The sequence below is a fragment of the Dubosiella newyorkensis genome (assembly GCF_001945605.1).
GTDB lineage: Bacteria > Bacillota_I > Bacilli_A > Erysipelotrichales > Erysipelotrichaceae > Dubosiella > Dubosiella newyorkensis.
The window spans coordinates 20,838-45,828 of sequence record NZ_MPKA01000113.1; the positions used below are offsets into that span (position 1 = coordinate 20,838).

Consider the following 24,991-nt stretch of genomic DNA (forward strand, 5'->3'; position numbering starts at 1 on the left):
ATGACAAATAAAGCAAAGAAAAGAAAGGCCGCGACAGTGTTCGCGATTCCAATGGCATGTTTATTCGCTTCAAGCATACCTATCGCGGCCGAAGAACCAAACTATGACTTCTCTTATGAGATGTATGGTCCAGTGACCGTGATGATCGACGCAGGCCATGGAGGAATCGACAGTGGAGCGATCGGCGCCAATGGTGTATATGAAAAAGATCTCAGCCTTCAATACGCCCAGACGATCGGAGCGATGATCCAAAGCTTAGATCCATCGATTTCGGTTCTGTATACGCGCTATGATGATCAAGTGCCTTGGGTCGATGAACAAAACACGCTCGATTTTGAGGTCGATGATTTGAATGGAAGGACCAATGCGATCATGACGATGGCTCCTACATACGTTTTAAGCGTTCATTTCAACGCGGCTGATGATCCATCCGCTTCTGGTTTTTGCGGTTTTGTGAAAGGAGAAGACGCGAGTTCGCAAGCCGTCTATTCAAAAGTAAGCCAATATTTTCAGGAAATGGGTTATTCCTACGATCGAGGCTTGATGACAACGATGGACTATCCGCTACAGATCGTGGATATGAACATGTCATCCTCGATGCTTCTAGAACTTGGTTTTTTAACCAATTATTTTGAAGTTTCTCAATTGAGCGATCCATCGATGATGAACGCCCTTTGCATGCAGATTGCGCGCGCTTATGTCGATACGATCCATGGTGTGTAATCATAAGAAATAGAACTTCGATACAATCGAATGATGCTTGTTCCTATCTAAGAACTTCTCGTTGCGCCAAATCCGAGGTTTCGTATAAGCAAAGCGCATGACGAGACGATCTTGATCTATACGCCATATAATTCGGAGTTGAAGTTGTAGCTCGACTCTAGCTTGTATGAAGGGATCGCGATCGATCTAGAAAACCGATATGTATCGACTCTCGAACTGAAAGCCAAAGAATTTGGCACATATATCGAAAAGATATACTTTCATAACGATGTCTTCTATATTTTGAAGCGAAAAAAGTAAAAAAAACAAGAAAATAGATTCACTCACTTTGCAGAGCGTCAGCCGACGTTCTGCTTTTTTTTCTGTTTTTGTCGTATATAATAGGGGGAAAACAGAAAGAAGGAATACTATGCTCATACGTGCTGCTCAACTTGACGACCTTGAAGCGATTTTTGAGATCGAATCGCTTGATTTCACTCTAGAAGAGGCCGCCAGCAAAGAAACGTTATCGAAAAGGATCCAAAATTTCTCTTCGCATTTTCTCGTGCTCGAACAAGAAGGGACGATTTTAGGATATGTGAATGGGGCGTGCTGTTTTCAAAGAAATCTTGAAGACTGGATGTATTCGATGGAACAAGAAGAAAAAGACGCTAACCATTTTATGGTTTTTGGCTTAGCGATCCATCCCGATTTTCAAAGAAAAGGATATGGCAGTCTTTTGATGAATGAGCTACAGAATCGTTTGCGTCAAGAATCGGTCGAAGAGATCGTTCTTACATGCAAGGCATCCCGTATTCCTTTTTATCGAGCGCTTGGTTTTCTCGATGAAGGCATATCTTCTTCTACACACGGAAATGTGATTTGGTATCAAATGCGTAAACATGTATAATAAAAAAATAATTTATAGAAAGAGGAAGATGTATGTATTTAGAAACGGAACGTTTGTTCTTGCGGCCATGGAAAAAAGAGGACACGAAGGCGCTCTATGAACTTGCCAAAGATCCAAAGATTGGGCCGGCTGCGGGCTGGGAGCCTCATGAAAGCGTTGAAGAATCCGAAACGATCATCGAAACGATCTTGAGCGATCCGGAAACGTATGCGGTTTTTTTGAAAGAAGAAAATACTTTGATCGGATGTGTTGGGTTGATGATCGGCTCTAAAAGCAATCTAGATTTGATGGAAAAAGAAGGTGAGATCGGTTACTGGATCGGGTCTGCGTATTGGAATCATGGATATTGCCAAGAGGCGGTACTTAGATTGATCGAACACGCTCGGCTTGATTTGAACTTGGAAGAAATATGGTGCACTTATTTTGCGGACAACGAACGTTCGAAAGCGGTCCAGACAAAGTGTGGCTTTCAATATCACCATACTCTGAAGCGCTATTGGGAAACATTAAAAGAAGACAAGATCGAACATGTCACTAAATTGAAAAGGAGCGTTTAAATCATGTTTGTGCTGAGTCTTGCGATCGTTTTGTTACTGGGAGCATTGGGTGGATGGTGCGCTCAAAAGATTGGACTTCCACGAATTGTCGGCATGCTTCTTGTTGGCATCGGGATCGGGCCGGCGTGCTTGAATCTTCTAGATGCTTCGTTTTTGGCTGTTTCGGCCGATATTCGTCAGATCGCTCTTATCATCATTCTTTTGAAGGCAGGATTGAATTTAGATTTTAGCGATGTAAAAAAAGTGGGTGTTTCGGCGATGCTGCTCTCTTTTGTGCCGGCAACTTTTGAGATCATCGCGTATACGATTTTCGCGCATTTTTTGCTTAAGCTTTCATTTTTTGAAGCGATGTTAATGGGAACGGTACTCGCTGCGGTCTCTCCGGCAGTCGTTGTTCCTAAAATGGTCAGCTTGATCGAGGAAAAGTATGGAACAAAGCAATGCGTTCCGCAAATGATCATGGCTGGAGCGAGTTGCGATGACATCTTTGTGCTTGTTTTGTTTGGGATTTGTTTGAGCGTCGTTCAATCAGGAAAGATTGGCTGGACGAGTCTTTTGGATCTTCCACTTTCCATTGGATCTGGAGTTTTGCTCGGACTTCTTTTTGGGATCTTTTTTCTTTTTGTTCAAAGGAAAGAGAAGACGATGGCTTATTCGCTGCAGATGGTCCTCGCGCTTGCGCTTGGCTTTTTAGCGATGGGGGTGGAAACGTTGTTGAAACCGGTCATGGCTATGAGCGGTTTGCTGGCCGTGATGAGCATGGCGATGTGGATCCGAAAAAAAGAGGAAAAGAAAGCGGCTCTTCTGTCCAAGCAGGCGACCTCTTTATGGAGCGCGGCCGAGATCTTGTTGTTTGTGCTTGTAGGAGCGGCGGTGCAAATTGAATATATCGCGCAGGTGGGTTGGATGAGCGTGGTCGTGATCGTTCTTTCGTTATGTGTTCGATGCGTGGGCGTGTGGATCGCTCTTCTTCCTTCCAAGCTTTCGAAAAAAGAAAAGCAATTTTGCCTTTTTGCGTACTTGCCAAAAGCGACCGTGCAAGCCGCGATCGGAGCTGTTCCTTTGACGATGGGTCTTGCTTGCGGAAAAAGCGTATTGGCCGTTGCTGTGTTGGGGATTTTAATCACGGCGCCGCTTGGCGCGATCGCGATGGAGCTGACATATAAAAAATTATTGATCAAAGAGGAATGATTTTCTTAAATCTTAAGAAATTCCCTCTTTTTTTCTTGATACAATGGTAGAAAAAGAAAAAAGGGATTTAGAATGAACAAAAAAGACAAGATCATACAAGTCCGCAAATTGTATAAGATCTATGATATGGGAGAGGAAAAAGTCTACGCTCTTCGAAACATTCATTTGAATGTATTTCGGGGCGAGATCTGCTGTATCTTTGGACCTTCGGGTTCGGGAAAGAGCACGCTTCTCAATCAATTGGCGGGTTTGGAAAAACCGAGTCGCGGGGGCGTTAAGATTTGCGGCGAGATCATTTCAAAAATGGATGAAAATGAATTAGCGGCGTTTCGTCAAAAACATTCGGGTTTTATTTTTCAATCGTACGATTTGTTGCAGCATCTCAACGCGTTAGAAAATGTCGCGCTTCCTTTAGAGTTCGCGGGAGTGGAGCGTTCCATTCGTCAAAAAAGAGCGAAGGAGATGTTGAAGCGAGTTGGTCTAGCGAAACGGCTCAAGCATTATCCTAGGCAAATGTCGGGCGGACAACAGCAAAGAGTGGGGATCGCTAGAGCGTTCGTCAATCGGCCAGAAGTGATTTTCGCCGATGAGCCGACAGGCAACCTGGATTCGAAAAGCACGAAAGAAGTGATGGAAATGATGGTCGATTTCGTGCATGAGTACAACCAGACACTGATTCTAGTCACGCATGATCAAGAAATGGCGGCGTATGCGGATCATATCGTCACCTTATCGGATGGGAGCATCATTAAAGAAGAATGGAAAGAGAAAGAGGAGATTTATGAAGAAAAGTTTTAGACAGATCTGCAGTCAAGTCAGTATTGGCGTGTTCGCTTGTTCGATGATCGTCAATGTTCCTGTATTTGCTGAAGAGGAGGATCCAAAAGAACCAATAAAAGACGTCGTAAAAATAGAACAAGTTGAGGCAGAGGAAGAATCGGCTTCGCCACAGAAAAGCGCGTTTTCAATCAACAGCTATTCGCTCGTCAATGAAAAGGGCGAGCCGATCGAAACACTAAAAAAAGGGGATGTGTTCACCTTGATCGTCACGGCCACAGACCCGAATGTGAGCACAGAAAAGGCGCTCGAACAAAAAGAGGTCGACAAGATCAATCAAAGCATTCATTCGCTCAACATCGATCGGCTGACAGACGATTTTTCAGGAGGGCAAGATGTGCAAGCGATCCTTCTTAGCCAAAAACAAGAGCCTTTGAAAGTCAAGATCCTTTTCAAAGATGTGAAGTGGAAAGGAAAAGGGGACGCGTTCCGTTTTCAAATTGGTTACGCGGCGTTGGATATTCAATATACAGCGCATACGATCGAGATCAAAGAATGTAGCGAAGAAGTGAAAGAGCCGGAAAATACGGGATCCGATGCTGAGCAACCAAGCGATACGATCGTCGATGATAATATGAGTTGGAGCGGTGGATCGAGCGGAGGCGGTTTTGAAGGATCGAGTCAAACGATCAAAACAGCGGCACCGAATTTGATCGTTAAAAAGTATTCGTATGGAAAAGATCCGATCTACGCGGGAAAAGAGTTTCAATTGTCGCTGGAGTTTTTCAATACTTCGAAGACGTTGGCTTGTGAAAATATCGTTGTTTCTTTGGAAACGGGCGATGGGCTGTCGATCGCGAACTCAAGCAATACGTTTTATTTTGAAAGCTTAGGAGCGCAAGCTTCGAAAACGATCAATTTGACGATGAAGGCTTTGAGCATTGAAAAAAACATGTCGGCCGTCATCGATGTGAACTTCCGTTATGATTATGTTGCCGATCAGGAGCGTATCAATCAAACGATGGCGGAGAAGATCTCGATCCCAATTTATTTAAAAGATCGTTTTGAGATCCAGGAGCCGACACTTCCTGAAATGGCGAGTGTAGGAAGCGAATGTGTCGTATCGTTCAATTATGTCAATAAAGGAAAGTCGACATTGAGCAACGTGGAAGCCAAGGTGGAGGGGGATATTCCTGCGCTTCAAAAAGTGCAGAATGTTGGGAATATCGATCCTGGAACGAGTGGTTCGATCGATGTGATCTTAACGCCAGATCAGCCAGGCATTCAAAAGGCGACGATCCTTTTGTCGTATGAAAACGCCAATGAGGAGCTTGTAGAAAAAAAGTTTCCGATCGAGTTGAACGTAGAGGATATGGCGCCCATGACTCCGGATGATTCGATGGACGCAATTCCAGAGGAAGAAAAAAGTTCGCCTTGGGGATGGGTCCTCGGACTGATCGCCTTGTTAGGAGCTGGTGCCGTGATCGTTTTCTTGAAGAAGCGTCATAAAAAGAAGCAACAAAAAGAACATCATGAAGACCTTGATTTTGATGATGAGGATTTGAAAGAATGAGTTTTCGCGATCTATGGAGAATGTGTCTCAATAATCTTTGGCGTCGCAAATCAAGGACGATCTTGACGATCTTGGGGGTGATGATTGGCTGTATGTCGATCGTTGTCATGGTGTCGATCGGGGTGGCTTTGGATGTTTCGCAAAAAAAGATGTTGGAAGATATGGGGGATCTGCAAATGATCACGATTTATCCAAACTATGATCCGCAATCGAAAATCAAGTTGGATGAGTCGATGCTTAAAAATATTCAGGCGATCCCTGGTGTCGTGGCGGCGAGTGGAAAATTTGAGATCCAAGACTATCCGATCCAAGTGAGCACGGGATCGAATGGGCGGTATGAAGCGTTGTATGCACCGGTTGTCGGGATCGATTTTTCACAGCTTGAGGGGTTTGGCTACGAATTGAAAGAGGGGGCTTTTCCGATCGTTGGCGCGAAAAATCAAGCGTTAGCTGGCGAGCGGTTCGCCTATAATTTTAAAGATACCGCTAGACCGGAAGGCAGCAATATGATCGATTATTATTCGGCGCTCTTTGATGAAAATGGAAATATGAATGAGGAGAATGTTCCCGATCCTTATTTTGATCCTTTGAATGCGAAGATCGATCTTTCGATCCAGGTCAACGAACAGAACAAGATCAAAGATACTTTGAATGTGACAGGGGTTCTCAAAGAAAGTCAAATGATCGGCTATGAAACGGGCGAAGGGCTTTTGATCGATTTGAACGAGATCAAAGGTTTGTGGAAAGAAGCAAATAGAAAGGCGGGAAAACCTTCTACTTCTTTTGATTATACGGGGGCGTTAGTGAAGGCGGATTCGATCGAAAATGTCAGCGAGATCGAAAAGCAGATCCAGACTCTTGGTTTGCAGACAAGTTCGATGCAAAGCATTCGTGAATCGATGGAAGAGTCTTCACGGATGATGCAGATGGTTCTTGGCGGCATTGGGGCTATTTCGCTTCTTGTCGCGGCGATCGGGATCACGAATACGATGATCATGTCGATCAGCGAAAGGACACGAGAAATCGGAATCATGAAAGCGTTAGGCTGCTATACGAAGAATATTCGTGAACTCTTTTTAATGGAGGCGGGGATGATCGGATTGATTGGCGGAGGGCTTGGCCTTATTTTGAGTTATATCGTTTCGATGGTGCTCAATTCATTTTCGAATATGGGTGCGCCTGCTGCTTCCTTTTGGGAGCAGCTGATGATCTGGCTTGGCTTGCAAGGCACGCCGCTTTCTTTGATTCCGTGGTGGCTTGGCTTGTTTGCTTTGTTGTTCTCGATCTTGATTGGTGTAGTTTCTGGATATTATCCAGCTTCGAAGGCTGTCAAGATTCCTGCGTTGGAAGCGATACGGCATGATTAGTGCCGTACGATGGAATGAATTCAATTAAAAAACAGCGGGCGAAAGAGGATCGGCCGCTGTTTTTCATATTATTCATTGAGGAGTTTTTTCATTTGAGTTTTAAGCTGTTCTAAATCTTTGATCGCTTGATTTGGATCTATGAAGAGATGCTGGAACAAGGAGGTTAGATCTTCTACAAAGTGTTCGGGAACGTTTTCGAGTTTTTGAGTTTCATTCATCATTCGTTTTTCGCCCGGATGGCTCGTTTCGTTGAGAGCGAACAATAAGTCAAAATATGTTTCCGCAAAGGCAGCGGCTCGATGATTGATTGCGGGCATGTCGTTTCGAAGGAGTGCTTTTTTGAGCTGATCTGCATAATTTGGAAGTCCATCGAACAAGAGAGCTCTATGTCTTTGAATGATGTTTTCTTTTAATTGGATAGGATAAGAAATATTATATTTGGTTTGAAGTTTTTTTAGTTTTCCATGCCGGTCAAATAAGATTTTCGTGTTTTTTAGATTGTTCCACAAACATGTTGTATAGGCGTTTTGCGCTTGATGGTACAGGAGAGTCGTTTCGAGAGCTTTGTCGAAATCTTCGATGTTTCGGTACAAAATATCGATCGGGATCCCATCGAGGAAGATTCCATCGTCTTCTCGTTCCCAAAATTGATTGTCGTATTCAATGATTTGAAAGAGGCCTTCAAACACTTGTTCTCGCTCAGCAAGAGGCAGATCTTGGTTCAAATAAATATAGAGATCATAGTCGGAATGCGCATCGGCTAGATTGGTCGCTCTTGAGCCGCCCAATCCGATCGCTTCGATTGGATCGCATTCGATCAGTCGTTCGATAAGTTGAATAAATTGTTGGCTTTCGTTCATATTTTTTTCCTTTCCTTCTTTTTTTAAGATCGTTTTTTCGTTGTACGAGGCGAAAATGAGTCGATCGCCGATATAGTCAAGCCGCATATAAAAGAGTTCTTGATCTTTTTCAAGCTGTTCGAAAAATAAATGGTCGCCTTCCCATAAAGGGAGGTTGGCGATTTCTTCTTTGGGGATCCAAACCAATTCGCCTTCGTCGCATTCTTTTTGTTGGCCGCTAATTTCATGGCCAGTAAATAAAAACATGAGTTCGCTGAAAAGGGGATCGTTTTCTTTTTTTTGAAAGTTGAAGGTGATGATGGCTCGAAGTTTGGGGTCGTGCCAGTCATAGCCGGTTTCTTCTTTGCATTCTCTTTGCATGCAAGAGAGGACACTTTCTCCGGTTTCCATTTTTCCGCCGATGCCGATCCATTTTTCATGATTGATGTCATTTTTTTTCTTGGTTCTATGGAGCATCAAATATTTGCCGTCTTTTTCGATATATCCTAATGTTGTATTAAGCATGCTTTCAGTATACATTGTTTTTAAAAAGAGCGTTATAGAAATCTTTTCGAAAGCGATGCATGGTTATATTTTATCTTGGTGGATGAAAAACCTGCAAAAGGAGAAGAGACAGAAAACGTTGAATAGTTGTAGAAGATCCAGAAATTATTGAAAAAAAACGATTATGAGCCGTATTCTTCATGGACGTTGGTTCTCGAAGGATTTAGATTCGTATTTCAAAACGCCAAGTCTATCGTAAAAACAAGAGAAGCCGATTTTAGGCTTCTTTTTGTGTATAATAAAGCTATGGAACTTATAGAAAACTACTTTTTTTCTTACAAACCTTATCTTAGTATCTTGCTGATCGTGATCAGTGTCATCGTATGGACGAATTTGAAGAAGATCGTGATCAAGCATGCGAAAAAGAGCGAGAAAGCCAACTTTTCTTCGACGGCTTGGCAATTGACGTTCAACTTTGTGAAATATATTTTGGGTTTCATTCTTATCATCTTGATCATGCAAATCAATGGGATCAATGTTTCTTCGATCGCAGCTGGTGTCGGGATCGTGTCGGTCGTGGTCGGATTCGCGCTCCAAGACTTTTTGAACGACTGGGTCATGGGCCTATCGATTGTTTGGGAAGGTTATTTTTCGGTGGGCGATATCGTCCGGTATAAAGAGTGCGTTGGAGAAGTGATCCAATTCAACTTCAAGATGACAAAGATCAAAGACATGAATGATGGGAGCGTCTGGGTGATCTCGAATCGGTATCTTTCCGAGATCGTGTTGCTTGGAAATTGGTTCGATGTCGATGTTCCTGCCGCATATGAGGTGGAGCTTTCTAAGACCCAAAGGGCGATGCATGAAATCCAAGAAAAAATGAACGCTCTTGAAGATGTGAAGAACTGTATGTATTTGGGTGCACAAGCTTTCGAGAGCTCGTCGATCTCATATCGGTTCAGGATCTTCTGCTCGCCGCTTGCGCGCAATCCTTTGCGAAGGGATTTGTTTCGGATCTTGCAGGAAGTCTATGAAAGAGAAGGATTGTCGATCCCATACGATCAATTGGATGTTCATCTGATCAAAGAGAGGGAGGATATATATGAAAAAGGCGATCTTGCTTGATATTGATGGAACGCTTGTCAATACGAAGCGTTTGCTGACGCCAAAAACAAAAGAAGCGCTTCTTGCTTGCGAGAGGCAAGGGATGTTGTTGGTGCTCGCTTCGGGAAGACCAACGAGCGGTTTGCTTCATTTGGCAAAAGAATTAAAAATGAATGAGTATGGTGGGCTTTTGGTTTCGTTTAATGGCGCGATGGTCATAGATGCCAAAACAAAAGAAGTGTTATTCGAAAAAGTGATCGAGCCTGAAGTGTGCCAAGCGGTTTTGGAGCATTTGAAACAATTTCGCGTGTATCCAATGATCAATCGAGATGAATATATGTTTGTCAATCATGTCTATGGATGTGAGGTGGATGTGCATGGAACAAAAAAGAATATTGTTCAATACGAGGCGAAGGGGAATGATTATTTATTGTGCGAGATCGAAGATCTAGCTAAGTTTTGTACATTTCCTCTCCATAAGATCTTGTCGGCTGGCGATCCTAATTATTTGCGAGAACACGATGCAGAAATGGAAAAGCCGTTCAAAGAGCGTTTGAATTGTTCGTTCACAGCGCCATTTTATTTTGAGTTCATGCCAAAAAACGTGAATAAAAAAGAAGCGATCGAATTTGTTCTGGATGATTTCCATATTTCTAAAGAGGATATCATCGCTTTTGGCGACGCGCAAAACGATCAAGAAATGATCGAGATGGCAGGGATCGGCATCGCCATGGGAAACGCGGATCCTTCCTTAAAAGAAAAAGCTGATTTTGTGACGAAAAGCAACGATGAAGACGGGATCGCGTATGCTTTGAGCGTATTAGGCATCATAGATAGATCCTGAAAGCGTTAGTCTTTGGAAAATGTGTCGTTTTTTCTTGACGTTGACCGAAGAATAGGCGTTTAATAAAAACAACAAAAGGGAGTAATTGACGCTTTTGCGTGCAACGGATCGTCATCACGTCCATTAGGACTGGTCATTGCTGAAACGATGAGACTTTTGCCAAACTATGGCAGGAGTCTTTTTTGTAGCCTGCCAGAAAGGAGCAGGAAATGGAAGTTGTTGGTTTATTGTTTGGATTTATCTGCTTGATCAAAGGGGCGGATTTTTTTGTGGATGGAGCGAGTTCGCTGGCAAAAAAGCTTGGCGTTCCAGCAGTTCTAGTTGGATTGACGATCGCCGCGATCGGGACGTCGTTGCCCGAAGCGAGTGTTTCGGTCATTTCTGCGCTGCATCAAAATCCTGAGATCGCGATTTCGAATGTTTTAGGTTCGAATTTATTCAATACGCTTATGGTGATCGGATGTTGCGCGATCATTTATCCGATCCATGTTGGTCCAGAATTGAAAAAGCGTGATATCCCATTCAATGTGATCGTTTCCGCGATCTTGTTTTTGGTCATTGCCTTTACGCATCGTTTGGATCGATTGGTGGGTATTGGTCTTTTGATTGGTCTTGTTGGTTATTTGGTATATCTGTGCACCCATACAAAAATTGAAAAGGAAGCTTCTTCCGAAAAATTACTTCCGACTGGAAAAATCGTTTTGTTTATTCTTGGAGGATTGGTCGCGATCATAGCGGGCGGTCAATTGGTCGTCAACAACGCGAGCGCGATCGCGACAGCATTAGGCTGGTCGCAAACGCTCATTGGAGTGACGATCGTGGCGATCGGAACCTCTTTGCCAGAACTCGTTACTTCGCTTGTGGCTTGTCGAAAAGGCGAAAGTGGATTGGGATTAGGAAACGCGGTTGGTTCGAACATCTTCAATATTTTATTTATTCTTGGGGCTTCGAGCGCAATCGCTCCGTATACGATCAATATGCAATCGGTCATCGATTGCTTGCTTGTTTTGGTGGTGGCGATCTTATTGTGGGCATTGTCTAGAAATGGAACAATCACGAAAAAAGAGGGAATCGTATTCGTACTTTTATATGGAATTTATTCGTTTTATGTGTTTTGGCGGTAGCAGAGACTCGAAAGAAATGAAATCTTTCGAGTTTTTTTTGTAGAATATCAATTAAAAAACATATAGACGAAGATTGAAATCATGTTTCCGGGCGCTGGATGGCTGAAAAAGTGGACATTGGAGAAGAAAAAGTGGACATTGACACTATGCTTCTTCATTGTGGAAGCAGACTTTCTACGAAAACAAAAAGCTATGCTCGACAACTTTTTGATCGGTTTGGATGGGATGCTCCTTTTGGTAGAAGCGATGTGATGGAAACGATCGGATTAAAGAAATCGGGCGCTTCGAAACTACTTTCTAAATGGGTTCAAATTGGATTGATCCAACCTGTATCCGGTTTTGGAAAAGGAAAATATACATTCAACGCTTTGCTGAAAGATTAGGTTGACTCTACAGTTGATGTAAGCTTTATAATGCATCCATCGAACAGGAGGATGAATATGAAGGTTTTTTATCGACACTACAACAAGAAAGATCGTTTTGCGTTAGAGAATATCGTTCGTGAAGCGTGGAATTATGATCGACTGGCAAGTCCTGAAACCGCTAGACAGCTGGCTCGCGTTTTTTTGACAAGCTGCTTAGCGAACAGCACCTATGCGCGAGTGGCAATCGTCAATGGCGAAGTAAAAGGGATCATCGCTCTTAAAAATAAGAAGCAATACAAACGATCTTGGAAAAAGAGATTTGATCAAATGATCGCGATCCTTCAGCTTTTGATGAATAAAGAAGGAAGAAAAGTCATGAAGCTGTTTGGAAGCGTGAGCCAACTCGACCAAACGCTTCTCCAAGAGGTGGGTGTGGAATATGAAGGCGAGCTTTCTCTTTTTGTTCTGGACAAGGAATGTCGTGGAGCAGGGATCGGAAAAAAGCTCTATCAAGAAGGAATGCGGTATTTGAACGAGAATGAAATTGATTCATTCTACTTGTTTACGGATACATCATGCAATTATGGCTTTTATGAATCAAGAGGTTTGTTGAGGAGGATCGAACACACGAAAGAAGTGTTCGTGAATGGAGAAAAAGCGCCCATGACATTTTTTATCTATGACAATCTAAAGAAAAAGGTCGCACTCTAGCGGCCTTTTGATCTTATTGATTCAATTTTCGTTCTTCTTTGCCAATGCGTTCGTGTTCTTTGGCAATTCGTTCTTCTTCCATTTCGATCTCTTTTTCATGAAGATCTTTCATGAATTTAGATTTACCGTTTTTCATTTCTTTTTCATGTCTAGCGATTTCTTCTTGTTCTTTGGCGATCGTATCCAAATGGACTTTTTCCATTCTTTCTTCGGCAACGTCTTTCATATGGTCGATCGTTCTTTCAAATTTGTGTTCTGTACTCATGGTAAGCCTCCTGTTGTTTCTTGATACTATTATTATAGTAAAAAATGAGAAGAGGGACTAAAGAAGTGCCTATGGCTCTGCTATACTATATACGAAAAATAGGAGGATGTATATGAAAATCCAAGGAGCCAAACGTTTAGAGGCGGTCGATGCCCCATCGTTTTCAGAACTATTTGAAGCCAAAAAACAATACACACAAAAAACCGGACAAGAAGTGATCGATTTTTCGATCGGTTCGAGCAATATTCCGCCCCATCCCGATTTGAAAAATGCCCTATCCAAGGCTGTGCTCGACGATTCGGTTTACCAGTATTCGCTTTCCCCAACGCCAGAAATCGTACAAGCGATCCAGGACTGGTACGTTAAACGGTATGGTGTCCAACTTGAAGAAGACGAGATCTTCCTAGTCAAAGGAAGTCAAGAAGCACTAAGTCATATTCCGCTTGTTTTTTGTGATCCTGAAGATATTGTTTTGATTCCGGATCCATTTTATCCAATTTATGGAGTGGCGCCTCAGATCGCGGGGGCGAAGATCCACTACATGCCATTGCTTGAAGAAAATGAATATTTGATCGATTTTGACGCGATTCCAGAAGAAATCGCCAAACAAGCCAAGATCATGTATGTTTCCTATCCCAACAATCCTACAGGAAAAAAAGCGCCTGATTCTTTTTATGAGCGCTTGATCGATTTCGCTAAGAAAAATGAAATCATCGTTCTGCACGATAATGCGTATTCGGAACTCGTCTTCGACGAACAGCCAGGAAAAAGCTTTCTCGCTTTTCCGGACGCAAAAGAAGTGGGTTTCGAACTCAATTCGTTTTCGAAATCGTATTCGATGGGAGGCGCTCGCCTCGCCGTTTTTGTCGGAAATAAAGAATGTATCAAGCTTTATAAAAAGTTGATCAATACGATCGATTTCCAAGCGTTCTTCGCGGTTCAAAAGGCAGGTGTGGAAGCGTTGAAGCTTCGGGATGAATTTGTTCCTGGACTTCGTCAAGAATACAAGCGCCGAAGAGATTTCTTGATCGATCGCATGAAAGAGGCAGGGTGGGAGATCACTCCGCCAGAGGCGACCATGTTCGTATGGGCGAAGATTCCCGACCATTATGAAGACAGCGCTCAATTCAATAACGATCTTCTAAAAAAAGCGGGTGTTTTAGCCAATGCAGGAACGAGCTTTGGAAAGCAAGGAAAACGCTATGTACGGTTCGCACTCGTAAGAGATGATGAAGAAGTACGAGAAGCGGCTAAGCGGATCAAAGAATCCGGTATTTTGAATGTGAATTCATAAAAGAAAACGTAAAAAAGCGTATCTTGGAAATTAGGAAGAGTAGTCTATATTCTTCCTTTTTTGTAGTGAAGAGCTGCGAGTTGACGAAAGAGCACACTTGTTCAATGGTTTTTCATCAATCTCAACAATAAGATCGTATTCTGACCTAACCAAAGAATTAAAAGGAAAGAAATGAGCTTGTATTGGATAGCGGACTCTCCATATTGCATTCCAACAAGGATCGTGATAGGCAAAGAAAGAAGATTCAGCACTCCATAAAAAATAGATAGCCATATCCTTTTAAAAGTGTAAAACGGGACGATCATGCCGGCAATCCATAAACAAAGTGCACCATAAACAAGAGGTACATTCAAGATGAATCGGTTGACAAACATAATCTGAACGACAGGCGCTAACGATGCAAAAATCAAAAAGATCCAACTTCCTTTTTTCTTTCGTAGAGATACGTATATGATCAAAAAAACGAGCGCGATTAAAGCATTATATAAAGTATTCATCGGATTCTCCTTTTTAAAATTATACAACAAAGAATAAAAAATCATGATCGATAATGTAGGCGAAAAAATTCTTTAAGGAGATGTCTATACTGGTATCTCCTTTTAAGCTTTCCCCTAGAAAAGTGTGAAATACAGTCATATTTTCCCCTAGAAAAATGTAAAACTGCTTTATATAAAGTATAAATGCACATAGAACATGTAAGAGGAATTCATTGCTTGGAAATGAAGTGCTTTTTATATGTGATTGCGGTCTGATCCTTCAAAATATCGATAATAAAAGAAAAAGACTGCATATCCTCTAAATATCCACAGTCTAATGAAAGCTCGTTAGAGCTTTTTTTATCGCTTTAAAGTTCCACTTGCAAGATCGCCAAAGATTGGTGTAGGCAAACCAAAACCACCAGAAACCTCCACGATCTGACCAGTCGTATAGGCCGATTCATCGCTGGCAAAATAAACCACAAGAGCGGCAATCTCTTCTGGATGACCCATCCGCTGGATCGGAATGTGCTTCAAGAAAAAGTCTCTGAATTCTGGCGATAGGGAGTTGGCGACCGCGTCAGTAGCGGTCATTCCTGGACATACCGCGTTGCAGCGAATATTATTTCTCGCTTCTTGAACAGCGATATCTTTCGTCAAATGATTGATCGCAGCCTTGCTCGTTCCATACGCGATCTGAGAAATATCTGGGATCAATCCACCAATCGAAGAAATGTTGACAATGCTTCCGCCTCCGTTTTTCTTCATATAGGGAATCACTTCTTGCGAAGTGATGAATACGCTTGCTAAATTGACGTCGATCGTCGCGATAAAATCACTAAAATCTGTGCCTTCGATATCTTTATCCTTTGTTGGATCGCTCGTTCCAAAATTGTTTACAAGAACATCGATCTTTCCTTCTTGCTCGATGACAGTCTGAACCATCGAATGATAAGAAGCGTGAGCGTAAGCGTCGCAATAGACGACTTTAACATGGCCTCCTTGAGCATTGAGTTCATCGGCAATTTCTTGTGTCGCTTCCACTCTTCGTGCAGCCATATACACATGCGCCCCTTCTTTCGCGCACGCTTTCGAAATCGCTAAACCAATGCCGCGCGTTGAAGCCGTCACAATGATTACTTTATTTTCAAGTCTCATACTAATACCTTCTTTCACGATACATTCTAAAGACTTTCTTAAAGAAACGCAATGAAAGCGTTTAACTTTTTATAAAAACAAGATAGATCAAAAAAAGACGCTTTCGCGTCCTTTTCTTAATTCTCTTCATCAATATCGATCAATTCGTATTCTTTGCTTCCATACCCTAGCTTAGCAGCCGTATCGATCGTATGCCGACCATTTCTAGATTCTACACGTTCAACAAAATGATCACGGCCAGGATCTTTCGAGTTATACACCATATCGATACAAGCTTGATCGATCGCTACAGGATCTGTCGAAATCATGATCCCGATATCTTTCATGCAAGGATCTTCCGCCACATGGCAACAATCACAATCTACAGACAAGTTGACCAAAGCGTTGATATACACCACATTGTCTTTGAAATAGTCATGAACCGTTTCAGCAGCTTCTGCCATCGCCTCTAAAAACTCGTCGTGATCGATCTCTTTTTCCCAAGCGTCCTTGATATCGGTCGACTGACCAGTCGAGTGGATCCAGCATTTTCCAGCTGAAGAAGCGCAACCGATCGACAACTGTTTCAAAGCGCCGCCATAACCACCCATCGGATGCCCTTTAAAATGCGAAAGAACAAGCAGGCTATTGTATTTGCTCAAATCTTTGCCCACAAAATTCTCTTTTAGAATGTTTCCTTTCGGAACCTCTAAAACAAGATCAGGCCCTTCTGAATCCAAAATATCAATGTCAAAATTCTCGCTCCAGCCATGCTCTTTCATGACCTTCATATGGCTTTCGGTATTGAAACGATGACCACCCATGTCATGTCCATACGCCGTGTTGCATTCGACCACTGTGCCATTTACATGATCGATGATCGGTTTAACAAACTCAGGACGCAAATAGTTTTGATTGCCCCGCTCGCCTGAGTGCAGCTTCACGGCCACGTTTCCTTTTAGGTCTTTGCCTAATTTTTCATACAAACGAACTAAACTTTTCGATCCAGTGTCTTTTGTAAAATAAACTTTTGATTTTGCCATTATCATAGATCCTTTCTGCTATGTATGTTCTATTTTAATAATAGGCTTTAAACTTCACTCCAAGCAAGAAAAACTATGTATTTTCTTGATCCGCAAGATCTTTCTCTTCCTCCATCAACAAAGAACCCCATTCGGAAAATTCTTTCAAGATCGGCAAAAGTTTTAAAGAAATTTCTGTCAGCGAATATTCTACCCGAGGAGGGATCTCATTATATTGATGGCGTACGATCAACCCCTCCTGCTCCATATCTTTCAGCGTGTTTGAAAGCATCATATTCGTAATCCCAAGAGCCCTTTTCAACTCATTATAGCGAAGCGTTCCATTGACACTCAAAACATAGATCGTCGGAAGTTTCCATTTTCCTTCGATCGCCCGACAAGCGTAGCGCATCGAACAATCTTCGCTCGCATAAACGATGAGCTTTTTCATCCAATCATCCTTTCATTCGAGTAAACTTTAACACAAATTGAGCCCAATTATCAAAAAGATGATTAAATATAAAAAAAATATTAGGTATTAAAACTAGAAGTATTGACAAAAAACATACTTAATGTGATAATGATACTCGACTCAGAAACGAAATTTGAGTACTGGAAAGAGAGGAAATTATGGAATACGAAAATCAAACATTTTCAGCTCCTGTATTGCCTGTATTAGGCACGCTCCTATTACCAGGCACTACGATACAATTTAAAAATCTAAACAAACACGATATACAACGACTCAACTATGGAACATTCGTCGCTCTTCCTGTTAAGGGAGAAGCGCATAAAGATCATTGGGAAGCTTCCGATTTCTATCGGACCGGCGTCACTTGCGAAATCGTAAGTGTATATGAGAACGAGCACAACGAAACGATGGTCAAAGCGCGCACGCTTGATCGCATTTCGACAAACCAAGTATTCGATGGACGCTATCCATCATGCACTTACGAGATCGCTTATGAAGAAGAGGATCTGAGCGAACGCTCGATCATCGACATGCTCACCTATATCAAAGACACCGTTCGGGAAATGAGCGCTTCGTTCCGCGGAGGAGAGTGGATCGCTAATCGGACAGATAGTTATACGGACATCAATCAGCTCATCACATTCTTGGCTCAATACATGCCACTCTCTCAAAACGAAAGAAATGAACTGTTAGTCCAGACAAGTCTCAAACAAAGAAGTCTGCAATTTATCGACTTGCTGCTGCGTCAAAAAGAGATCTTGGCACTCAACTTACAAATGAACGAAAAGTTCTCGAACGAAGCCAATAAATACTACCGCCAGCAAGCGCTTAGAAAACAGTTGGAAACGATTCAAAAAGAATTGAACGAAGAAAACGAAGATGGAGAACAGAAAGAGAGCTATGTTCAGCGCATCCAGGCACTCGAAGCGAGCGAGGAAGTTAAAAAATCACTTTTGGAGGACGCGAAGAAGCTAGAAACTGCCGCACAACCGGGTACAGAACAAGATGTGCTCCGCAATTATCTTGACTTCGCGCTCTCTTTGCCGTGGAAAGAAGAAGAAATTCACTTCGCCGATCTTAAAGAAGCGAGAAAGGTCTTGAACGAACGTCATTATGGCATGGACAAAGTCAAAGAACGCATCATTCAGCATCTAGCGATCATGCGCTTAAAAAACTCAAACAAAGGCTCTGCCTTGCTGCTTGTAGGCCCTCCTGGAACAGGAAAGACATCGTTAGGAAAATCGATCGCCAAAGCGCTCGGAAGAGAATATACGAGAATGTCTTTAGGCGGTATCAGAGACGAATCCGAGATCCGTGGCCATCGTAGAACATATGTAGGTGCGATGGCTGGACGCGTCCTACAAGCCATCAAACGAGCAGGAACAAACGATCCAGTCATGATCTTGGATGAAATGGATAAGATGATGCAAGGCGGATTTTCTGGAGATCCAGCCGCAGCTATGCTCGAAGTGCTCGACCCTGAACAAAACGATACGTTCACCGATCACTATTTAGATTTGCCATTCGATTTATCGAACGTCTTCTTTATCGGAACGGCCAATTCGCTCGATACGATCCCAGCTCCTTTGCTGGATCGAATGGAAGTTATCGAGATCACAAGCTACACTTCGGAAGAAAAATTTCACATTGCTAAAGATCACTTGATCCCGGAAGTTTTGAAAGAGCATGGAATCGACGAATCAAGACTAATGATCGAAGATGATGCGATCGAATCGATCATCGAAGAATATACGATGGAAGCGGGATGCCGCGGACTCAAAAAACGCATCGCCCAAATCGCGCGAGCCCGATCTGAACAACTCATCGATTCAACAGAATTCATCACGATCAAAAGGGAAGATCTCGAAGATATCCTTGGCTCCAATAAACGCCGCCATGAAAAAGTCAAAGAAGCCAATCCTGCAGGTGTCGTGACAGGCCTTGCCTGGACTCCTGTTGGCGGAGAAGTGCTCTTTATCGAAACCACCGATATGCCAGGAAATGGACAAACGATCATTACGGGCCAACTAGGCGATGTGATGAAAGAATCCGCCCGCATTTCTCTTAGCGTCCTCAAATCAAGACTGCCACTCGATATGATGAGCTTCGAACAACGAGATATTCATATCCACGTTCCAGCAGGAGCGACGCCAAAAGATGGACCAAGCGCAGGAATCACCTTGTTCACCGCGCTCGCCTCGCTTGCCCTCAACAAACCAGTCGATTCAAAGATCGCGATGACAGGCGAGCTTTCACTTAGCGGCGATGTGCTTCCGATTGGCGGATTGAAAGAAAAACTCTTCGGCGCTCAAAGAGCCGGCATCACAAAAGTCTTGATTCCTTGGGATAATCGCGCTGATTTGAAAGAAGTGCCAGAATCCGTAAAATCAAAATTAGAAATCATTCCCGTCCATACAGTCGAGGATGTGCTGCGCGAAACGCTTCAAATCGCGCTGCCACCAATGGAACACCACCTTGTAGATACAAGCTTTATACGAATGTAATCGAAAGTCTGTGAATGCAGACTTTTTTATTGACAATATATATCGTTAGACGATATACTATGGGCAGATATTACGAGAAACGATATATTGAGAGGTGATACAATGGGCAATGAACCACAACAACCATTAACTGAATCGATCTTCTATATTTTGTTAGCGCTCCATACGCCAAATCATGGCTATGGGATCATTAAAGAAGTCGAAACTCTGACCAATGGAAGAGTGATCATGGGCGCAGGCACATTATATGGAGCCATCAAAACACTGCTGAAAAAAAAGTGGATCCGGCTGTATGCCGATACGAACGATAGCCGCAATAAAAAAGAGTATGTGATCACACCATTAGGAAAAGAAATTTTTTCTGCCGAAGTCAATCGACTCGAGGAACTTGTCGCCAACGCAAAAAAGAAGGAGAAAGAGCATGAAGAAGTTTAAGCTGTATTTTGATAAAGATGAAGAAGTGAAATGGCTCAACGAAATGACTGAGCAAGGATGGGAATGCACCGATTTTAAAGGTGGGTTTTATTCATTCAAGCCTTGTTTGCCAGGCGAATGGTTGTATGAAGCGGATCTCAACGATCATGGATTCATTCTTTCCAAAGAATATCGAGAGCTTCTCAAAGACAATAAGATCAATGTGATCTGTACGTGGGGTTTTTGGTTCTTGGCAAAACGAAAAGCTCAATACGGTCCATTTCAATTGTATACAGATCTAGAATCCAAGATCTTGCAGTATAAAAAGATCAGAAACATGTTTTTAGGGGCAGGGTTAGTGGAATTGATCTGCTTCTATGTCGAAATGTTCGCGTTCCAAGAAATGAAACAATGGTATTTTTTTGTTTTCTCGGCGCTGTTGTTGGGATTGTTTTATGTATTGTGGAAGGCAGGCCTGAACATGAAAAACAAGATCGCCGCTTTGGAAGGAAAGGAAGTAACAGATCCTAGCTCCATTCACTCTCTTATGGGGGCGGTTCTTGTTACCTGCATCGCAATGCTTCTAAGAAACTATATTCCTCATCTTTTGTATCTATTTATTTTGGTCGCTTGCATCGTTGTAGAAATTGTATTGACGATCAAGATCAAAAAGGAGAATGAATGAAGATCTTGATCGCTTCCGATTCCCATCAAAAAAGTCAAGTATGGATGGACGCACTCAAAAAAAAGTATCCTGACATGGATCTATATTTACATGCTGGAGATCTTGACGACATTCCAACGAATGGCTGGAAAGTCGTAGCTGGGAATGTCGATCGAAAAGCGAACAGAAAGTTTCCTTGCCAGCAAATCATCGAAATAGGAAAGCATCATATCCTTCTAGTGCATGGTGATCTTTTTGAAGCGAAGACGAGGATCGATCAACTTGCCGACCTAGCTCAAAAAGAAGCGTGCGACATCGTTGTATTTGGACATTCGCATACGCCGCTACAAGAAAAAAGGGAAGGGATCTTATTTTTGAATCCTGGTTCTTTGATCCGTCCCAGAAATAAGACAGCGACCGGTTTTATGATCTTGGATACCGATACGATGAAAGTAAATCGCATTGAAGCAACTCTAGGAAGCAATGGAATAGTCGTAGGGCCTCATTCGGTTTAGTATGGAAATATATAATAAAGGAGATCAAATGCAATGAGTTTACTTCAAATTCAAGGGGTACAAGATTATGAGAGGATCGTCCATGAATATCCAAATGTCGTGGTAGAATTTTTTGCGACTTGGTGTCCGCATTGCCAAGCGATGCAGCCCGATGTAGAACAAGCAGCCGAGCAATTTGAACAAGTCGTGATCGCGCAAGCAGACGTCGATCAAAATGAAGAATTGTGCGATGCGTTCAATGTGCAAGGAACGCCGACATTCATCTTTGTCAAAGATGGCAAACCTGTTTTAGATACGGTTGGCCAAATTTCGTATGAAGATCTAGTCGATTTTATCCAAAAAGGAGAAAGCAAATAAAAAAAGAGCAAGCGCTCTTTTTTTTAGACAGATCAGATCGATACGGAAGTGTTGTAACGAAGGTCTGCCTTCCCTTTCTAATATAGATCTTCCTGTCTTTCACTTATTATCGTATCAGAATTTTTATATAAGTAAAGCAATAGAAATATTATTTGATCGAAGCTTCAAAGATCGCGTCAACAGAATGCTTCATCGTTTTATTGAATTCTTCTTCTGTTTGGTTCGCGTTTAGTCCTTCGGCTAACGCTCTTGAGAAGCTTGCGATCAAGCCCGGATTTTCGGCCAGCTTTTTATTCGCTTCTTCTCTTGTATAACCACCTGAAAGCGCTACGACACGAACGACGTGCGGATCTTTCATGATTTCGGAATAAAGTCCAGGAACAGTCGGGATCGATAATTTAAGCATGATCAACTCATTTTCTGGCAAATCTTTCAAATGTTTTTCGATCTCATCTTTTAAGATCGCTTCGGCTTCTTTTTTGTCTGGGATCGTGATATCCACTTCAGGCTCTAAAATCGGAACGAAACCGGCATCGGCGATTTGACGACCATATTCAAATTGTTGATCGACGATTTTCTTGATCCCTTCTGGATTGGCAGCGTGAATGACAGAACGCATCTTTGTTCCAAAAATATTGCGCTTTTGAGCTTGTTCGAGCGTTTGGGTCAAATCTGTGATCGGCTTCATTAGCTGAACGCCCTCTTTTTCGGGTTCAAGACCTTTGTCCACTTTCAAAAATGGAATGATTCCTTTTTCTTCCCATAAGAAATCAGGAGTATATTTTCCATCGATTTTGCGATCCATCGTATTTTGAAATAAGATAGCCCCTAAGATCTCGTCGCCGCTAAAGGAAGGGGATTTGATCATGCGGGTACGCATTTGATGCATCAGATCAAACATTTCTTCATCGTTATTATATTGATCTTGATCGATCCCATACGCCTTCAGGGCTTTTGGCGAGCTTCCTCCGCTTTGGTCGAGAGCCGCAATAAATCCTTTCTTTGATTTCATTTGTTCAAGTTGTTTTTGGTTCATTGTTTAACCTCCTATTATTCGAATTCGGAAGATCCAGTCAACGCGCCTTGGTAATAGCCTTCTGAAAATCCGCTTTCAAAACATTGTTCTTTTAAGGCGTTGAGAGCTTGATCGAGCTCTTTTTGAAAGGCTGAAAGCTGCTCTTGACTCAATCCATCTTTGGATAAGTTTGCCATCAATTGTTCTGAAATCTTGGCAACCGCTTTTTCTTGTTCTTCCTTTAGTTGTTTTGCTTGGGTGTCTCCATCGATATTGGATAAATACGAATCAAAAGATTTTTTGGCCTTTTCTAGATCTTGACCAACACGTTGGAAAAAAGTACTCATTCTAATCACCTCGTTCTCATTCTATTTTCGTTGTTTTGAAACCTTAAGGCAAGTTAGATACTTATTCAACCGTTGCGAAACGTCTTCCTTTAAGTATTCTGTTCTGAATTATAGGTCTTTTCATGTACAATAATAGAAATGAAATGAGGTTATGTTATGAAAAAGATCCTTTTTGTTTGTCATGGGAACATTTGTCGTTCTCCTATGGCTGAATTCATCATGAAAGATCTCGTTAAAAAAGAAGGCTTGAGCGACCAATATTATATCGATTCTGCCGCCACGAGCCAAGAAGAGATCGGAAACGATCTGTATCCTCCCGCAAAAGCGGTATTAAAAAAGCATCACATTCCTTTTGAATACCATCCTGCCCGCCAAGTGAAAAAGAAAGATTATGCTTTATTCGACTTGATTTTAGTAATGGATCCTAACAACCAGCGAAATATCAAACGGATCCTTCCTCAAAATCCCGAGCACAAGATCCATTTGCTTCTAGACAACGAAAGCATCGCCGATCCATGGTATACAGGCGATTTTGAAAAGAGTTATGAGCAAATCAGACAGGGATGCGAGATTTGGCTAGAAAGACTTGAGAATTCTTTCGTATGAAACTGTTAAGAAAAATCGAGCTATTGGTGGCGATCGTCTTCTTTATCGCTGGATTCTCTTGCTTGCTCGCGCCTCGCTTCAATGCCAATATCTTATTTTATGTATGCGCCGCGATCACGACGATCTCTTCGCTTGTTTTATGGTATCAAGTCTTCGTCAAGAAGCGGGGGATCACGCTCTTTGAAGCGATCTTGATCAGTTTATTTTCTTTGTTTTTGTGGCTCCATCATTCGATCGGGTACGAACTTGTCATCTTGATCTTCAGTATCTATATGGGAATCAACGCGATCGGCTTTGGCGTTCAAGCGATCCTTGATTTTAACGATCGCTCCAAGACCCTTTGGTATGATCTCTTGTGGACGCTTATTTATATGGGATTGGCGATCGCCTCCTATTTACAGCGTTCACAAGATCTCGATTTGATCCAATATTTTGTTGGTTTCTATTTAGTCATGCAGGGCTGTCAAATGATCTTGGAACTGTTCTTTTTCTCGAAACCGCAAACGTCGCGTTTTTATTCTTTTCGATTCTGGTCGGCATTGCCTGTCGCGATCGTTTCGATCTTGCCTTCGATCGTATTAGAAAAAATGCTCAGCTTTAAAGCCAATAAACACCCGATCGATTTTAACGAGATCAAAAACGATCAAAAAGTCAATTTGCGTGTTTTTATTCACACGGGCTTGAGCGGGGATCATCGCTTTGGACATATGACTCTGGCTCATAATGGAACGATGTATTCGTACGGGAATTATGATAAAGCCGAAGAAAAGCTGTTTCGGACTCTTGGCCCCGGCATATTCTTTTCGGTCAATGCGGATGAATACATCAACAATTGTTGCATTTATGAAGAAAGCACCTTGTTCGAGTATGGTCTTCATCTAAGTCCAGAACAAGAAGAAAAGCTTTGCAAGATCCTCCAACACGTCTTCGCTTCGAGCTATCCTTGGGATTGTCCTTTAGAAGTCGACTTAAAAAAAGATCCATCGCTGAAAGTCGAACCCTATTTAGAGGATTATTCCAATCGCTTGTGGTATCGGACCCATTGTCATTATCGAAAGTTTTATGGAGGAGAATGGAAAACCTATTGGATCTTAGGCACAAATTGTTCGCTATTCGCTACGCGGATCCTTCATTCGATCGATCCTGCTATTCATAAAAGTCATGGAATCGTAACGCCTGGCGAGTTTTGGGAATATTTTGAAGAAGCGTTTCAAGATCCGGCGAGCAATGTGATCCATAAAACTTGGCACTCGGCCAACGAACCTTCGACACTGTATCCGCTTCAAGGAAAAAATTCGATCCAGACAATATAAAAAAAAGAGGCGAGACCTCTTT

The 24,991-nt window shown here is 42.3% G+C and carries 28 protein-coding genes; 20 read left to right on the forward strand and 8 right to left on the reverse strand.

What is annotated here, in order from left to right; all coding sequences use genetic code 11:
• From BO225_RS10810 to BO225_RS10840, 7 genes are all read left to right on the forward strand, one after another.
• Positions 1-723, forward strand: coding sequence for an N-acetylmuramoyl-L-alanine amidase (locus tag BO225_RS10810; protein ID WP_076342230.1), 723 nt, complete (start codon positions 1-3; stop codon positions 721-723).
• A 409-nt stretch (positions 724-1,132) separates the two neighbouring features.
• Positions 1,133-1,612 carry a GNAT family N-acetyltransferase gene (locus BO225_RS10815; protein WP_076342231.1) on the forward strand — a complete coding sequence of 160 codons (480 nt, stop codon included), beginning with the start codon at positions 1,133-1,135 and terminating at the stop codon, positions 1,610-1,612.
• A gap of 32 nt (positions 1,613-1,644) precedes the next feature.
• Positions 1,645-2,169 carry a GNAT family N-acetyltransferase gene (locus BO225_RS10820; protein WP_076342232.1) on the forward strand — a complete coding sequence of 175 codons (525 nt, stop codon included), beginning with the start codon at positions 1,645-1,647 and terminating at the stop codon, positions 2,167-2,169.
• Between the two features lie 3 nt (positions 2,170-2,172).
• A complete protein-coding gene (locus tag BO225_RS10825) occupies positions 2,173-3,360 on the forward strand; it encodes a cation:proton antiporter (protein WP_076342233.1) in 1,188 nt (395 codons plus the stop codon).
• A 72-nt stretch (positions 3,361-3,432) separates the two neighbouring features.
• The gene (locus BO225_RS10830) at positions 3,433-4,158 is read left to right on the forward strand and encodes an ABC transporter ATP-binding protein (RefSeq protein ID WP_076342234.1); all 726 of its coding nucleotides are present in this window, start codon (positions 3,433-3,435) and stop codon (positions 4,156-4,158) included.
• Positions 4,142-5,710: a COG1361 family protein gene (locus BO225_RS10835; RefSeq protein ID WP_076342235.1), complete on the forward strand. Its 1,569-nt coding sequence runs from the start codon at positions 4,142-4,144 to the stop codon at positions 5,708-5,710. The genes BO225_RS10830 and BO225_RS10835 overlap by 17 nt, the downstream gene beginning before the upstream one ends.
• Before the next feature lie 20 nt (positions 5,711-5,730).
• Positions 5,731-7,077 (forward strand): ABC transporter permease, encoded by a 1,347-nt coding sequence (locus BO225_RS10840; RefSeq protein ID WP_198936135.1) that lies wholly within the window; start codon positions 5,731-5,733, stop codon positions 7,075-7,077.
• 68 nt (positions 7,078-7,145) lie between these two features.
• On the opposite strand, the gene BO225_RS12060 is transcribed toward BO225_RS10840, so the two are convergent.
• Positions 7,146-8,441, reverse strand: coding sequence for an NUDIX domain-containing protein (locus BO225_RS12060; protein ID WP_143356829.1), 1,296 nt, complete (start codon positions 8,439-8,441; stop codon positions 7,146-7,148).
• Between the two features lie 147 nt (positions 8,442-8,588).
• Here BO225_RS12060 and BO225_RS10855 point away from each other — a divergent pair, with 147 nt between their 5' ends.
• The 5 genes from BO225_RS10855 to BO225_RS10875 all read left to right on the forward strand — a co-directional run bounded on the left by BO225_RS10855 (position 8,589) and on the right by BO225_RS10875 (position 12,568).
• Positions 8,589-9,545 carry a mechanosensitive ion channel family protein gene (locus BO225_RS10855; protein WP_076342237.1) on the forward strand — a complete coding sequence of 319 codons (957 nt, stop codon included), beginning with the start codon at positions 8,589-8,591 and terminating at the stop codon, positions 9,543-9,545.
• A complete protein-coding gene (locus tag BO225_RS10860; RefSeq protein WP_076342238.1) occupies positions 9,523-10,368 on the forward strand; it encodes a Cof-type HAD-IIB family hydrolase in 846 nt (281 codons plus the stop codon). Before BO225_RS10855 ends, BO225_RS10860 begins: the two co-directional genes overlap by 23 nt.
• A 209-nt stretch (positions 10,369-10,577) precedes the next feature.
• Positions 10,578-11,492, forward strand: coding sequence for a calcium/sodium antiporter (locus tag BO225_RS10865; protein WP_076342239.1), 915 nt, complete (start codon positions 10,578-10,580; stop codon positions 11,490-11,492).
• A gap of 98 nt (positions 11,493-11,590) precedes the next feature.
• Positions 11,591-11,875 (forward strand): hypothetical protein, encoded by a 285-nt coding sequence (locus BO225_RS10870; protein WP_076342240.1) that lies wholly within the window; start codon positions 11,591-11,593, stop codon positions 11,873-11,875.
• A gap of 57 nt (positions 11,876-11,932) precedes the next feature.
• Positions 11,933-12,568, forward strand: a complete 636-nt coding sequence (locus tag BO225_RS10875; protein WP_083632196.1) for a GNAT family N-acetyltransferase — start codon at positions 11,933-11,935, stop codon at positions 12,566-12,568.
• 13 nt (positions 12,569-12,581) lie between these two features.
• Here BO225_RS10875 and BO225_RS12435 read toward each other — a convergent pair whose 3' ends face one another.
• Positions 12,582-12,833 carry a hypothetical protein gene (locus BO225_RS12435; RefSeq protein WP_076342242.1) on the reverse strand — a complete coding sequence of 84 codons (252 nt, stop codon included), beginning with the start codon at positions 12,831-12,833 and terminating at the stop codon, positions 12,582-12,584.
• 112 nt (positions 12,834-12,945) lie between these two features.
• Between BO225_RS12435 and BO225_RS10885 the strand changes: the two genes are divergently transcribed.
• Entirely contained in the window at positions 12,946-14,127 is a 1,182-nt protein-coding gene (locus tag BO225_RS10885) for a pyridoxal phosphate-dependent aminotransferase (protein ID WP_198936136.1), read from the forward strand.
• A 101-nt stretch (positions 14,128-14,228) separates the two neighbouring features.
• Here BO225_RS10885 and BO225_RS10890 read toward each other — a convergent pair whose 3' ends face one another.
• The 4 genes from BO225_RS10890 to BO225_RS10905 all read right to left on the reverse strand — a co-directional run bounded on the left by BO225_RS10890 (position 14,229) and on the right by BO225_RS10905 (position 17,213).
• Entirely contained in the window at positions 14,229-14,624 is a 396-nt protein-coding gene (locus BO225_RS10890; RefSeq protein ID WP_076342243.1) for a hypothetical protein, read from the reverse strand.
• 339 nt (positions 14,625-14,963) lie between these two features.
• A complete protein-coding gene (hdhA, locus tag BO225_RS10895) occupies positions 14,964-15,761 on the reverse strand; it encodes a 7alpha-hydroxysteroid dehydrogenase (protein ID WP_076342244.1) in 798 nt (265 codons plus the stop codon).
• Between the two features lie 116 nt (positions 15,762-15,877).
• On the reverse strand, positions 15,878-16,783 hold the full coding sequence (locus tag BO225_RS10900; RefSeq protein WP_198936137.1) for a DUF362 domain-containing protein: 906 nt from the start codon (positions 16,781-16,783) through the stop codon (positions 15,878-15,880).
• 73 nt (positions 16,784-16,856) lie between these two features.
• Positions 16,857-17,213, reverse strand: coding sequence for a winged helix-turn-helix transcriptional regulator (locus BO225_RS10905; RefSeq protein ID WP_076342246.1), 357 nt, complete (start codon positions 17,211-17,213; stop codon positions 16,857-16,859).
• Between the two features lie 179 nt (positions 17,214-17,392).
• Between BO225_RS10905 and lon the strand changes: the two genes are divergently transcribed.
• The 5 genes from lon (at position 17,393) to BO225_RS10930 (ending at position 21,688) form a co-directional block, all read left to right on the forward strand.
• Positions 17,393-19,738 (forward strand): endopeptidase La, encoded by a 2,346-nt coding sequence (lon, locus tag BO225_RS10910; protein WP_143356832.1) that lies wholly within the window; start codon positions 17,393-17,395, stop codon positions 19,736-19,738.
• A 102-nt stretch (positions 19,739-19,840) separates the two neighbouring features.
• Positions 19,841-20,173 carry a PadR family transcriptional regulator gene (locus tag BO225_RS10915; RefSeq protein ID WP_076342248.1) on the forward strand — a complete coding sequence of 111 codons (333 nt, stop codon included), beginning with the start codon at positions 19,841-19,843 and terminating at the stop codon, positions 20,171-20,173.
• A complete protein-coding gene (locus BO225_RS10920; RefSeq protein ID WP_076342249.1) occupies positions 20,160-20,837 on the forward strand; it encodes a DUF2812 domain-containing protein in 678 nt (225 codons plus the stop codon). Before BO225_RS10915 ends, BO225_RS10920 begins: the two co-directional genes overlap by 14 nt.
• Positions 20,834-21,331 (forward strand): YfcE family phosphodiesterase, encoded by a 498-nt coding sequence (locus tag BO225_RS10925; protein ID WP_076342250.1) that lies wholly within the window; start codon positions 20,834-20,836, stop codon positions 21,329-21,331. The genes BO225_RS10920 and BO225_RS10925 overlap by 4 nt, the downstream gene beginning before the upstream one ends.
• 33 nt (positions 21,332-21,364) lie before the next feature.
• Complete coding sequence (locus BO225_RS10930; RefSeq protein WP_076342251.1) at positions 21,365-21,688, forward strand: thioredoxin family protein; 324 nt, start codon at positions 21,365-21,367, stop codon at positions 21,686-21,688.
• A gap of 148 nt (positions 21,689-21,836) precedes the next feature.
• Here BO225_RS10930 and BO225_RS10935 read toward each other — a convergent pair whose 3' ends face one another.
• Both BO225_RS10935 and BO225_RS10940 read right to left on the reverse strand, forming a co-directional pair.
• Positions 21,837-22,724: a fructose bisphosphate aldolase gene (locus tag BO225_RS10935; protein WP_076342252.1), complete on the reverse strand. Its 888-nt coding sequence runs from the start codon at positions 22,722-22,724 to the stop codon at positions 21,837-21,839.
• A gap of 14 nt (positions 22,725-22,738) precedes the next feature.
• Positions 22,739-23,050 carry a hypothetical protein gene (locus tag BO225_RS10940; RefSeq protein ID WP_076342253.1) on the reverse strand — a complete coding sequence of 104 codons (312 nt, stop codon included), beginning with the start codon at positions 23,048-23,050 and terminating at the stop codon, positions 22,739-22,741.
• Positions 23,051-23,206: 156 nt separating this feature from the next.
• On the opposite strand from BO225_RS10940, the gene BO225_RS10945 reads away from it, so the two are divergent.
• Positions 23,207-23,656, forward strand: a complete 450-nt coding sequence (locus tag BO225_RS10945; protein ID WP_076342254.1) for a low molecular weight protein-tyrosine-phosphatase — start codon at positions 23,207-23,209, stop codon at positions 23,654-23,656.
• Positions 23,653-24,969, forward strand: coding sequence for a hypothetical protein (locus BO225_RS10950; RefSeq protein ID WP_076342255.1), 1,317 nt, complete (start codon positions 23,653-23,655; stop codon positions 24,967-24,969). The genes BO225_RS10945 and BO225_RS10950 overlap by 4 nt, the downstream gene beginning before the upstream one ends.
• The last annotated feature ends 22 nt before the right edge of the window (positions 24,970-24,991 follow it).

What these genes read in the sequence shown, in the direction of transcription:
- BO225_RS10835 (WP_076342235.1), top strand. Translation starts at nt 4,142, where the DNA reads ATGAAGAAAAGTTTTAGACAGATCTGCAGTCAAGTCAGTATTGGCGTG.
- BO225_RS10915 (WP_076342248.1), top strand. Translation starts at nt 19,841, where the DNA reads ATGGGCAATGAACCACAACAACCATTAACTGAATCGATCTTCTATATT.
- BO225_RS10890 (WP_076342243.1), bottom strand. Translation starts at nt 14,624, where the DNA reads ATGAATACTTTATATAATGCTTTAATCGCGCTCGTTTTTTTGATCATA.
- BO225_RS10885 (WP_198936136.1), top strand. Translation starts at nt 12,946, where the DNA reads ATGAAAATCCAAGGAGCCAAACGTTTAGAGGCGGTCGATGCCCCATCG.
- hdhA (WP_076342244.1), bottom strand. Translation starts at nt 15,761, where the DNA reads ATGAGACTTGAAAATAAAGTAATCATTGTGACGGCTTCAACGCGCGGC.
- BO225_RS10875 (WP_083632196.1), top strand. Translation starts at nt 11,933, where the DNA reads ATGAAGGTTTTTTATCGACACTACAACAAGAAAGATCGTTTTGCGTTA.
- BO225_RS10815 (WP_076342231.1), top strand. Translation starts at nt 1,133, where the DNA reads ATGCTCATACGTGCTGCTCAACTTGACGACCTTGAAGCGATTTTTGAG.
- BO225_RS12435 (WP_076342242.1), bottom strand. Translation starts at nt 12,833, where the DNA reads ATGAGTACAGAACACAAATTTGAAAGAACGATCGACCATATGAAAGAC.
- BO225_RS10950 (WP_076342255.1), top strand. Translation starts at nt 23,653, where the DNA reads ATGAAACTGTTAAGAAAAATCGAGCTATTGGTGGCGATCGTCTTCTTT.
- BO225_RS10925 (WP_076342250.1), top strand. Translation starts at nt 20,834, where the DNA reads ATGAAGATCTTGATCGCTTCCGATTCCCATCAAAAAAGTCAAGTATGG.
- BO225_RS10825 (WP_076342233.1), top strand. Translation starts at nt 2,173, where the DNA reads ATGTTTGTGCTGAGTCTTGCGATCGTTTTGTTACTGGGAGCATTGGGT.
- BO225_RS10840 (WP_198936135.1), top strand. Translation starts at nt 5,731, where the DNA reads ATGTGTCTCAATAATCTTTGGCGTCGCAAATCAAGGACGATCTTGACG.
- BO225_RS10930 (WP_076342251.1), top strand. Translation starts at nt 21,365, where the DNA reads ATGAGTTTACTTCAAATTCAAGGGGTACAAGATTATGAGAGGATCGTC.
- BO225_RS10810 (WP_076342230.1), top strand. Translation starts at nt 1, where the DNA reads ATGACAAATAAAGCAAAGAAAAGAAAGGCCGCGACAGTGTTCGCGATT.
- BO225_RS10865 (WP_076342239.1), top strand. Translation starts at nt 10,578, where the DNA reads ATGGAAGTTGTTGGTTTATTGTTTGGATTTATCTGCTTGATCAAAGGG.
- BO225_RS10900 (WP_198936137.1), bottom strand. Translation starts at nt 16,783, where the DNA reads ATGGCAAAATCAAAAGTTTATTTTACAAAAGACACTGGATCGAAAAGT.
- BO225_RS10920 (WP_076342249.1), top strand. Translation starts at nt 20,160, where the DNA reads ATGAAGAAGTTTAAGCTGTATTTTGATAAAGATGAAGAAGTGAAATGG.
- BO225_RS10820 (WP_076342232.1), top strand. Translation starts at nt 1,645, where the DNA reads ATGTATTTAGAAACGGAACGTTTGTTCTTGCGGCCATGGAAAAAAGAG.
- BO225_RS10935 (WP_076342252.1), bottom strand. Translation starts at nt 22,724, where the DNA reads ATGAACCAAAAACAACTTGAACAAATGAAATCAAAGAAAGGATTTATT.
- BO225_RS10945 (WP_076342254.1), top strand. Translation starts at nt 23,207, where the DNA reads ATGAAAAAGATCCTTTTTGTTTGTCATGGGAACATTTGTCGTTCTCCT.
- BO225_RS10870 (WP_076342240.1), top strand. Translation starts at nt 11,591, where the DNA reads ATGGCTGAAAAAGTGGACATTGGAGAAGAAAAAGTGGACATTGACACT.
- BO225_RS10860 (WP_076342238.1), top strand. Translation starts at nt 9,523, where the DNA reads ATGAAAAAGGCGATCTTGCTTGATATTGATGGAACGCTTGTCAATACG.
- BO225_RS10940 (WP_076342253.1), bottom strand. Translation starts at nt 23,050, where the DNA reads ATGAGTACTTTTTTCCAACGTGTTGGTCAAGATCTAGAAAAGGCCAAA.
- BO225_RS12060 (WP_143356829.1), bottom strand. Translation starts at nt 8,441, where the DNA reads ATGCTTAATACAACATTAGGATATATCGAAAAAGACGGCAAATATTTG.
- lon (WP_143356832.1), top strand. Translation starts at nt 17,393, where the DNA reads ATGGAATACGAAAATCAAACATTTTCAGCTCCTGTATTGCCTGTATTA.
- BO225_RS10830 (WP_076342234.1), top strand. Translation starts at nt 3,433, where the DNA reads ATGAACAAAAAAGACAAGATCATACAAGTCCGCAAATTGTATAAGATC.
- BO225_RS10905 (WP_076342246.1), bottom strand. Translation starts at nt 17,213, where the DNA reads ATGAAAAAGCTCATCGTTTATGCGAGCGAAGATTGTTCGATGCGCTAC.